At 71.3% G+C, this 10542-nt stretch carries 5 protein-coding genes and 1 pseudogene; 3 read left to right on the forward strand and 3 right to left on the reverse strand.

What is annotated here, in order from left to right; all coding sequences use genetic code 11:
• Positions 1–214: 214 nt before the first annotated feature.
• The gene (locus tag ABZ192_RS00685) at positions 215–1273 is read right to left on the reverse strand and encodes a helix-turn-helix domain-containing protein (RefSeq protein WP_356922358.1); all 1059 of its coding nucleotides are present in this window, start codon (positions 1271–1273) and stop codon (positions 215–217) included.
• Between the two features lie 245 nt (positions 1274–1518).
• Between ABZ192_RS00685 and ABZ192_RS00690 the strand changes: the two genes are divergently transcribed.
• The 3 genes from ABZ192_RS00690 to ABZ192_RS00700 all read left to right on the forward strand — a co-directional run bounded on the left by ABZ192_RS00690 (position 1519) and on the right by ABZ192_RS00700 (position 9020).
• Entirely contained in the window at positions 1519–1935 is a 417-nt protein-coding gene (locus ABZ192_RS00690) for a hypothetical protein (RefSeq protein WP_356922359.1), read from the forward strand.
• Positions 1936–2008: 73 nt separating this feature from the next.
• Positions 2009–4045: a flotillin family protein gene (locus tag ABZ192_RS00695; RefSeq protein WP_356922360.1), complete on the forward strand. Its 2037-nt coding sequence runs from the start codon at positions 2009–2011 to the stop codon at positions 4043–4045.
• A 79-nt stretch (positions 4046–4124) separates the two neighbouring features.
• Positions 4125–9020: a DNA repair ATPase gene (locus tag ABZ192_RS00700; protein ID WP_356922361.1), complete on the forward strand. Its 4896-nt coding sequence runs from the start codon at positions 4125–4127 to the stop codon at positions 9018–9020.
• Between the two features lie 60 nt (positions 9021–9080).
• On the opposite strand, the gene ABZ192_RS00705 is transcribed toward ABZ192_RS00700, so the two are convergent.
• Entirely contained in the window at positions 9081–9455 is a 375-nt protein-coding gene (locus ABZ192_RS00705; protein WP_356922362.1) for a hypothetical protein, read from the reverse strand.
• Between the two features lie 173 nt (positions 9456–9628).
• Positions 9629–10297 (reverse strand): annotated as a pseudogene (locus tag ABZ192_RS00710) (cation:proton antiporter); the annotation flags it as partial.
• Positions 10298–10542: the final 245 nt, after the last annotated feature.

The raw sequence follows: 10542 nt of genomic DNA on the forward strand, positions 1-10542 counted from the left end.
CGGCTTGCTGCCTCTCCCGAGTCACGTCACCACGGGATGACCCCGCATGGTCAAGTATGGCTGTGGGCCGACGTGTTGAACCCGTCGAACTCCGTCGTCTCGGCGTAGCCGTCCGGAGCGGACTCGACAGGTTCGGGCCCGCACGTCATCCCTCCGACTTTCGGTGCCGGACACCGGCGAAGTGGCCCGCACCTGATCTCGTCCGCGGTGCGCGTCAGAGTTCCTGGGCGGGCCAGTCCAGCAGTCGTGCTCCGATCACCGCGGTCTGCAGCATGTAGCGGTGGGCCGGCTCGGCCGGGTTGGCGCCCGTGAGCTTGTGGATGCGTTCCAGCCGGTAGGTCAGGGCCCGCACGCTGAGGGTGAGGCGGCGAGCTGCCTCGGCGGCCACGCAGCCGGAGTCGAAGTAGGCGGTGAGGGTGTCCAGGAGGGGCTGGGCGCCTCCGCGGGCCGTGGTGAGCGGGCCGAGGGTGTTGACGACGAGTTCGGCCATGGCCTGCCGGTCACGGGTGAGGACGGGGTAGACGAGCAGGTCGGCCGCCCGCAGCACGGGGTCCTCCAGTTCGAGGCGCTCGGCGAGTTCCAGGGCGTTGAGTGCCTCCTCGTAGGAGTGGACGACCCCGCCGGGGCCGGGCTGGGGGCGGCCGATGGCGACCCGGCCGCCGTCGGTGGCGACGTGGGCCTGCTTCGCGAAGTGGGCGAGGACTTCCTCCTGCGGGCCGGGGGCGATGCACAGCAGCCGGCCGTCCTTGGTGGTGAGCAGGATGCTGCGGTCGCCGAAGCGGGAGATGAGGGCGCGTTCCACCTGGCGGGGCACGGGGTCGCCCTCCTCGTAGGCGGTCGGGCCCTCGGCGACGGCGACGGCGTGGGCGTGGGAGAGACGCAGTCCGAACCGTTCGGCACGTTCGGCGAGGCGTCCGAGGTCGCTGCGGCCGTAGAGGAGGTCGTCGATGAACTCGCGGCGTGCGGCCTCCTCCTGCCGTACGGCCTGGCGCTGGGCGCGCTCGAAGCCCTCGGCGAAGGCGTCTGTCGCCTGGTGCACGGCGGCCAGGACGCTGTCGACCGACGCGGGGCCGGCCGGCCATGCGGCGCGTGCGGCGGTCAGATGGGCGCTGACCAGGGCCCGCAGCCCGTGGCCGGCGTCAGCCGCCTGCTCTCCGAGTGCCCGTCGGAAGGCGAGTTCTTCCCGGGTGAGGCGCCGACCCGTGGCCGCGACCTCGGCCAGTACCTGGGCGTATCCCTCCAGATACTCCTCCGGAATCCCCAACTCCGCCATATTTCCCCCGAGTTCTTGACGCGCCGCTGACGGCTTCTTAGCGGCTGACCGGCATCCAGACCCTAGACAACACTGCCGGGAACCGGCAATGCGCGGGCGTGTGCCGGGGGTGCAGCATGGGCTGCGGGGAGCACTACCGGGGAATGCGGTGCCGGACACCGGCAGGTGTCCGGCACCGAACCCTGAGCGAGCGGTGCTCCGCCGGCGCGGTTGACGGGCAGTGCGGACGAGACAGGGGGTACGGCATGCGGACGTTGCTGGCGGTCGCCACCGGCCCGCCCACGATCCTCCTGACCACCGCCCTCGTCGTGCTGCTGTGCTTCTGGCTCCTCGTCGCCGCGGGTTTCACCTCGGTCGGCACCTTCGACGCGGACGCGAACCTCCGTGCCTGGGGCATGGGCGGCGTACCCGTGGCGGTAGCCGTCACCATGCTGACGGTTGTGGCCTGGTTCCTCAGCGTTGGGGGCGTCCTCCTGCTGGCCGTGTGCGCGCCGCCGTGTGCCGCCACCGGGCTGCTGCGCATGGTCCTGCCCGTCGCCGCCCTGCCCGTCGCATGGCGACTGACCTGCCTGTTCGTGCGTCCCCTGCACCGGCTCTTCCCGGACGAACCCGGCCTGTCCGGCCGCGGCCGAGCACGCGACCACGTGGACCACGCCGCCTGAGCAGTACCCCCGTCGGCCTTCGTCGCCAACCCCCTCCCGCTTCGTTTTCCTTCACGCCTCAAGGACGTATGCCATGAATGTCATCCTCCTGGGCGCCGGCGTGCTCGTCGCCGTCACCCTGCTCGCCGTACTGCTCGTCTCCCTGCTGTTCCGCAAGGTGGAGCAGGGCAAGGCGCTGATCGTCTCCAAGCTGCGGAAGGTCGACGTGACCTTCACCGGGCAGGTCGTGCTGCCCGTGCTGCACAAGGCCGAGGTGATGGACATCTCGGTGAAGGCCATCGAGATCACCCGGACCGGCAAGGACGGTCTGATCTGCCAGGACAACATCCGCGCCGACATCCGGATCACATTCTTCGTCAAGGTCAACAAGACCGTCGAGGACGTCATCAAGGTCGCGCAGGCCGTCGGAACCGCCCGGGCCAGCGACCGGGACACGCTGCAGGAGTTGTTCCACGCGAAGTTCTCCGAGGCGCTGAAGACCGTCGGCAAGCAACTGGACTTCACCGACCTGTACACCAAGCGCGAGGAACTGCGGTACCGGATCATCGAGGTCATCGGCGTCGACCTCAACGGCTACCACCTGGAGGACGCGGCGATCGACTACCTGGAGCAGACGCCGGTCGCCCAGCTCGACCCGTCCAACGTCCTCGACGCCCAGGGCATCCGCAAGATCACCGAGTTGACGGTCATCGAGCACGTGCGCACCAACGAGGCGCAGCGCACGGAGGAGAAGGAGATCACGCGGCAGAACGTCGACGCCCGCGAGGCCATCTTGGAGCTGGAGCGCCGGCAGGCCGACGCCGAGACCAAGCAGAAGCGGGAGATCGCGACCGTCCGGGCCCGGGAAGAGGCCGAGACGGCACGGGTGGTGGAGGAGGAGCGGCTGCGGGCCCAGGGCGCCTTCCTGGCCACCGAGGAGAAGCTCGGCGTGCAGCGCGAGAACCAGGCCCGCGAGGTGGCCGTCGCCGCGAAGAACCGCGAGCGGGTCATCGCCATCGAGAACGAGCGCATCGAGAAGGACCGGCTCCTCGAAGTCATCGGCCGGGAGCGGGAGACGCAGCTGACCCGGATCGCCGCCGAGAAGGAGGTCGAGGCGGAGAAGCGGGACATCGCCGAGGTCATCCGCGAGCGCGTCGCCGTGGACCGCACGGTCGCCGAGCAGGAGGAGTCCATCAAGAAGCTGCGGGCCGTGGAGGAGGCGGAGCGGCAGCGGCAGACGCTGATCATCGCCGTCGAAGCAGAGGCGCAGGAGAAGCTGGTCAAGGACATCAAGGCCGCCGAAGCCGCCGAGCAGGCCGCCACGCACCGTGCGTCCGAGGAACTGACGCTGGCACAGGCCCGGTTGAAGACGGCCGACCTCGACGCCCAGGCCAAGCTCCGCCTCGCCGAGGGTATCCAGGCCGAGGCGGCTGCCGAAGGGCTCGCGGCCGTCCAGGTCCGTGACAAGGAAGCCGACGTCATCGAGAAGGCCGGCCGCGCTGAAGCCGCCGCCACCGAGGCCCGGCTCCGGGCGGAGGCCGAAGGCGCGCAGGCCCAGGCACTCGCGGACGCCGCGGCCATCGGCGAGAAGCTCAAGGCCGAGGCCGAGGGCCTGACCCAGAAGGCCGCGGCCATGGCCGCCCTCGACGACGCCTCGCGCGGCCATGAGGAGTACCGGCTGCGCGTGCAGGCGGACAAGGAGATCCGCCTCGCGGGCCTCGACGTGCAGCGGCAGGTCGCCGAGGCGCAGGCCACGGTGCTCGCCACCGGCCTGGAGAGCGCCGACATCAGCATCGTCGGCGGCGAGTCGGTCTTCTTCGACCGGCTGATGTCCTCGATCGCACTCGGCAAGGGCGTCGACGGGTTCGTCCAGCACTCCGAGACAGCGCAGGCCCTGGCCCGGCCCTGGCTGGACGGCACCTCCAGCTTCACCGACGACCTGGGCCGCATCCTCGGCTCGGTCACCACGGCCGACGTCCAGAACCTGACGGTCTCGGCGCTGCTGATGAAGCTGATGAAGACCGGCGGGGCCGACTCGGGGCAGCTCCAGCAGCTGCTCGACAGGGCCGGCGAGCTGGGCCTGGCGGACAAGCCGCTCACCACCCTGAACGGCAGTGCCGCCCGCGCCTGACCCGCCCCTTCGGTCCGGAGCCGCCGCACAGGGGACGGCGGCTCCGGACCACGTTCCCCGACTTCCCGAGAGGCATGCCATGACGACCGTCCCGGACGCCGGCACGTACGACCCCGTGGACAGGGGCACGTACGAGGTGCTGCGCGACCGCCTCACCGCCCAGGCCGCCGAACTGGCCCGGCGCGCCGAGGCGCTCAACGCCCGCCGGAGCGAGGAGTTCGGCTCGACGCGGTTCGAGCTCGCCGGCACGAAGCGACTGCGCACCGAGCACGCGGCGGTGCCCCGGGACGTCGTCGCGGTGGGTGAGGTGCTGCTGTCCAGCTGCAACGCGGTCCCGAGCCGGGAGGCCGACACACGCGTCGGCGACGTCCTTGCCCTGTACGACCGCAACCTGGAACGGCTGCCCGACGACGCCGTCCCCGGCCTGCTCGACGACCCCGCCTTCGTCCGGGAGTTCGCCGCCCTGCACCGTTACTACCGCCACGCCCGCCTGCTCCGGCTCCTGCGCACCGAGGGCAAGCTGCTCGCCGTCTTCCAGACCGGTGAGAAGGCGGACGACACGCGGGTGCTGCGCTGGGCCCTCCCCGACAGCGGACGGGCCACCTTCCTCGACGCGCGGGGCGATCGCGACCACGTCCTCCCCCCGTCCCACGACGTCGAATGGACCGACAGCACGCGCGAGGACCACGTCCTCGGACGGCACCCGCTCGTCTCCATCCACGGCGAGGTGTTCGTCTCCACGGTCGGCGGTGTGCTGACCGTCAAGGCCGACGACGACACCGAGACGGCAGAAGGCGTTCACACCGAGCCCGTCGACGAGCCACTTCAGGCCCTCGCGGACGCGGACATCGCCCACGCGCGGGTGGGCGCCCTGATCCTCCTGCGCGTCCGCCCCTACAAGGAGGACACCGACCGCCACCTGGTGTTCAACACCCTCACCAGAACCGTCGTCCGCCTCGACGGCATCGGCCGGGCGTGCCGCCGCCTGCCCGAGGACCAGGGAATCGTCTTCCCTGGCGGCTACTGCCTGGCCACCGGCAGCCACAAGACGTACGAACTCGACACGGCAGACCTTGAGTTCGAGCGAGAGATCCGCTCTCCGAACGGCGAGGACGTGCTCTACGCCTTCCACGCACGCGTGGAGGGCCGCAGCCTCCTCCTGCCGTACAACACGATCCGCAAGGAGATGGCCAACCCCCTCCCGTGCCAAGGCTGGGCGCTCTTCGACGACGGCGCGCTCGCGATCCTCCGGGCCGACGCCGGGGAACCGCAGCGCGTCCACCCCGTGCAGCTGTGGAACTCCCCGTACGTCTCGGACACCCACGCCGCCGCCCAGCCGGTCGGCACCGGTCCCCTGGCACGCATCGGCAACGCCGACCTCGTGCGCGGCATCTCCGACTGCCTCTCCATCACCGGAGCCGTCGCCTATACGGCCCCCACGAGCGAGGTGTACGAGGCACTGCTGGCCGCCTGCGCCCGGGCGGCGGACACCCACCACTGGCTGGCCGACCCCGAACTCGGCGACCTCCACACTCCGCTGGCTCAACTCCGCGACACGGCCCAACAGGTCCTGGCCGAGTTCGAGACCGTCCAGGCCCTCACCCGGCAGGCCGAGGACACGCTCGCCGAAGCCGCCGCGCGGGTCGCCGAGGTCGTACGACGGCTGCGGGGCGAGGCCCCACGCGGCGCGGCAGGCTGGGTGACCGGGTTGACCGAGCTGCGCCGCGCGCAGGGCCATCTGCTCACCCTCAAGGACATGCGGTACGCGGACACCGCCCGCATCGACGAACTGGCCGCGGACACCGAGTCCGACCTCGCCGCCTTCGGCCGGCGCGCCGTGGCGCACCTCGCCCGCCAGGACGCCTTCGCCGATCACCATGGGCAGGTCGAGCAACTCGTCGCCGATGCCGGGGAGATCGCCACCGTGGCCGAGGCGGCGCCCATCGCAGCCCGCACGGACGAACTCACCGATGAGCTGCGCACGGTGACCGAGGTCGTCGCCGGTCTCGACATTGCCGACGCCACCGTCCGCACCGCGATCCTGGAGCGCATCGCCGAGGTCCTCGGCGGCGTCAACCGTGCCCGCGCCGCCCTCGACGGCCGTCGCCGCGAGCTCCTCGACCGGGAGGGACGGGCTGAGTTCGCCGCCGAACTCGCCCTGCTCGGCCAGTCCGTCACCGGCGCGCTCACCGCCGCCGACAGCCCGGAGGCTTGCGACGAGCAGCTCGCCCGCCTGCTCGTACAGGTGGAGAACCTGGAGTCCCGGTTCGCCGAGTTCGACGACTTCCTCACCACTCTCGCCGACAAGCGCGACGAGATCCACGAGGCGTTCTCCGCCCGCAAGCAGACCCTCGCCGACGCCCGCGCCCGGCGCGCCGAACGCCTGGCCGACTCGGCGGCCCGCGTCCTGCGGACCGTCGCCCGCCGGGCCGCCGCCCAGCCGGACACGGACGCCGTCGCGACGTACTTCACCTCCGACCCGATGCCCGCCAAGGTCCGCCGCATCGCCGACGAACTGCGCGACCTCGGCGACCAAGTGAGGGCCGAGGAGCTCGACGGCCGCCTCAAGGCCGCCCGCCAGGAGGCGCTCCGGGCCCTGCGCGACCGCACCGACCTGTACACCGACGACGGCCGCACGATCCGCCTCGGCACCCACCGCTTCGCCGTCAACACCCAGCCCCTCGACCTCACCCTCGTCCCGCACGGCGACACCCTCGCCTTCGCCCTGACCGGCACCGACTACCGCTCCCCGGTCACGGATCCCGACTTCACCGCCACCCGCCCGTACTGGGAGCGTCCCCTGCCCTCGGAGTCACCCGAGGTCTACCGGGCCGAGCACCTCGCCGCCCGCCTGCTGGACGAACACGGTCCCCAGGCACTGGCGGAGGCCGACCTGCCCGCCCTCGTGCGGCAGGCCGCCGAGGCGGCGTACGACGAGGGCTACGAGCGCGGGGTCCACGACCACGACGCGACAGCGATCCTCACCGCGCTCCTGCGCCTGCACGAGGGCGCCGGTCCGCTGCGGCACGAGCCGGCCGCGCGAGCAGCCGCCCAGATGTTCTGGGCGCACGGCACGACGGACGGGGAGCGCCAGAGCTGGACCCGGCGCGCGGTGTCCCTCGCCCGGGCCCGGGACACCTTCGGCCTGGCACCCGCCATCGCCGACCTGCAACGGGAGCTGGCGGACGTAGCAGGCGGAGAAGCGGCGGCCACGTACCTCTTCGAAGAGCTGACCAGTGGCCCGCCCGGCTTCGTCATCAGCACCGGCACCCGCACCCTGCTGGAGAAGTTCCGCCGCACCGTGGGCACCTCGGCCTACGACGACGACCTCACCGCCCTCACCGACCCGGCCGCCCGCGCGCAACTGGTCGAGGCATGGCTGACGGCGTACACCAGCGCCACCGGCACCGACCTCACCCCAGGTGACCTCGCCGAGGCGGTGACCGCCGAACTCTGCCCCGGCCTGCCCCGTTACGAGTCCGACGCGCCGCTCACGCAGACCGTAACGGGCCTGCTCGGCACCCACCCCCGCATCACCGGCCGTGCCCTCACGGTCCGCGTCGACGAACTCCTTGCCCGCACACGGCGTTTCCGCACCCGAGACGTACCCGGCCACCGCGCCTACCAGCAGCGCCGCACAGCCCTGGTGGACGCCGAACGTGTCCGTCTCCGCCTGGGCGAGTACCGGCCGCGTGTGATGTCGGCGTTCGTACGCAGCGGACTCATCGACGAGGTGTACCTGCCGCTCATCGGCAACAGCCTCGCCAAGCAGCTCGGCACCACCGGCGAGTCCAAGCGCACCGACTCCGGTGGCCTGCTCCTGCTCATCTCCCCGCCCGGCTACGGCAAGACGACCCTCATGGAGTACGTCGCCGACCGGCTCGGCATGATCCTGGTCAAGGTCGACGGCCCGGCACTCGGCCACACCGTCACCTCGCTCGACCCTGCCGAGGCCCCGAACGCCACTGCCCGCCAGGAGGTCGAGAAGATCAACTTCGCGTTGGCGGCAGGCAACAACACCCTCCTCTACCTGGACGACATCCAGCACACCTCGCCCGAACTGCTCCAGAAGTTCATCCCCCTCTGCGACGCCACCCGCCGCATCGAGGGCGTGCGGGACGGCGAACCGCGCACGTACGACCTGCGCGGCAAACGCTTCGCCGTCTGCATGGCCGGCAACCCCTACACCGAGTCCGGCAGCCGCTTCCAGGTGCCCGACATGCTCGCCAACCGTGCCGATGTGTGGAACCTCGGCGATGTCCTGACCGGCAAGGACGACGTCTTCGCGCTCAGCTTCATCGAGAACGCCCTCACCGCCAACCCCGTCCTCGCCCCGCTCGCCGGCCGCGACCGCGCCGACCTCGACCTGCTGATCGGCCTCGCGCAGCACGACCCGGCGGCGCGAGCGGACCGCCTGACGCACCCATACGCCCCAGCGGAACTGGAGCGAATCCTGGCCGTACTGCGTCACCTGCTCACCGCCCGGGAAACGGTCCTGGCCGTGAACGCGGCCTACATCGCCTCGGCGGCCCAGCCGGACACGACCCGCACGGAACCGCCCTTCCGGCTCCAGGGCTCCTACCGCACCATGAACAAGATCGCCCAACGCGTGCAGCCCGTCATGAACGAAGACGAACTGGCCGCGCTGATCGAGGACCAGTACCGGGCCGAAGCTCAGACCCTCACCACCGGAGCCGAAGCCAATCTCCTCAAGCTGGCCGAACTGCGCGGCACTCTCACTGCCGAGCAGTCGGCCCGCTGGACCGAGGTGAAGGCGGCCCACGTCCGAGCCCAGTCCCTCGGCGGGTCCGAGGACGACCAACTCGCCCGGGCCGTCTCCGCCCTCGGTCTCCTGGCCGACCGGATCGCCGCCGTCGAGACGGCGATCAACCGGGCGAGCGACCCGCGACACCTGGCCATGACCTCCACGGCCCGGCACGCCGCACGGCCGGCGCCGGGCGGCGACGCGGACTGAGATGCGGCATCCACACCCGCTCCCGGGCGAGGCGGGCGCCGAGGCTCCACTCGAGGCTGATTACGGTCTGGCAGTGGGTGGGGCCGGAGAGGGCGCGGTGCCGGGATCGCCGTTGGGGGCCTGCGGGTGCCGGGAGCTCCCGGTGCCCGGGGTGGGCGTGGTGTTCTGCACCTCCGCAGTGGGGAGGGTCGTCCACCACATCACGGTCACCAGACAGACGGCGCACGCGCCAATGATCAGCAAGGGAGAGTGGCGAGGGGAGCGGACCACGCGCAGGCCCAGCCAGCCGACGCACGCCCCCGTGAAGACCGCGATCGTCGAGGTGAGGTCGCCGTTCTCATAGGCGACCGGCAGGGCATCGTAGTTGGTGAACAGCACGAAGAGCGCCGCGTAGAGCAGCGCGATGACCGCGCACAGTCCTTCCAGCAGACGCAAGACGCGATTATTTCCCCTCATGCCCGCTCCTCTTCCCCTGGCCGACTGCGGGAGCCGTCAGCTGGCAGGAGGTAGGGACGGCCGGACTTACGCGCTCGGTCACCCGTCCGTCCTCGTCCGTCTCTGTTGAGTGATTCTCTCCCGCCTTCCCGGTCAGCGGACTCGGCTGACGATCAGCGGGCTTCACCGGCGGTGACGGGAGCCGATTCGTCGCCAGGGATGCCGGCGATGTCCTCGACCTTGAAGAGACGGGCGATCGGCACGTCGGTGGAGCTGTGGGCGACGATCGAGAAGGCGATGCACACGGCGATCAGGGTGAACGCCTCCTCGCCTTGCGGGATCCCGGCCTGGAGCACCAGCAGGCCATACACGACGGAGGCGAAGCCCTTCGGCCCGAACCAGGCGGCGACCAGCTTCTCCTGCCGGGTGAACCGGGTGCCGAGCAGCGACAGCAGCAGCGAGGCCGGCCTGATCAGCACGATCGCGAGCACGACGGTGACGTAGCCGCCGAAGGACAGGTCGCCGAACAGCTGTGGCGTCAGAAGCGCTCCGAAGACCAGGAGCGCGGCGAACTTGGCCAGCTCCGCCAGCGCCTCGCCGAGCGGCTCGAACGCCTCCTTCGCCTCCAGCGACCGCGCGGTGAGCACCGCTCCCGCGGAGAACGCGGCGAGGTAGGGGTTGGCGTGCGTGAGGTGGCACAGGGCGTACAAGGTCACGCCGATGGCCAGGGGCAGCAGCGGCTGAAGCTTGGGCTCGGCGCCCAGCAGCCTGAACCGTACGAGCTCGATCACCACGAAGGGCAGGACGACACCGAAGACGAGGCCGAGCACCAGCTCCAGCGCGCATCCTCGGAGCGGCCGGCGCTCGGCCCCCTTTCACTTGCCGGTTTCCGGGCCGTACCACTGCAGTGCTCGGCCGGTGACGGCGGCGATGAGGACTGCTCGCCGCCGGAACGTCCCGCATGGCCGGCCCTCCGTACCGGTACTCCTGGCGTGGGTCGGGTGGGCGGGCCGGGTGATCCCGGCCTGGCCGAGATCGGTACGGACACGGAGATCTACGAGCACCCGACCCACCCCTACACGCAGGC

The sequence above is a fragment of the Streptomyces sp. NPDC006235 genome, from assembly GCF_040613735.1.
Taxonomy (GTDB): domain Bacteria; phylum Actinomycetota; class Actinomycetes; order Streptomycetales; family Streptomycetaceae; genus Streptomyces.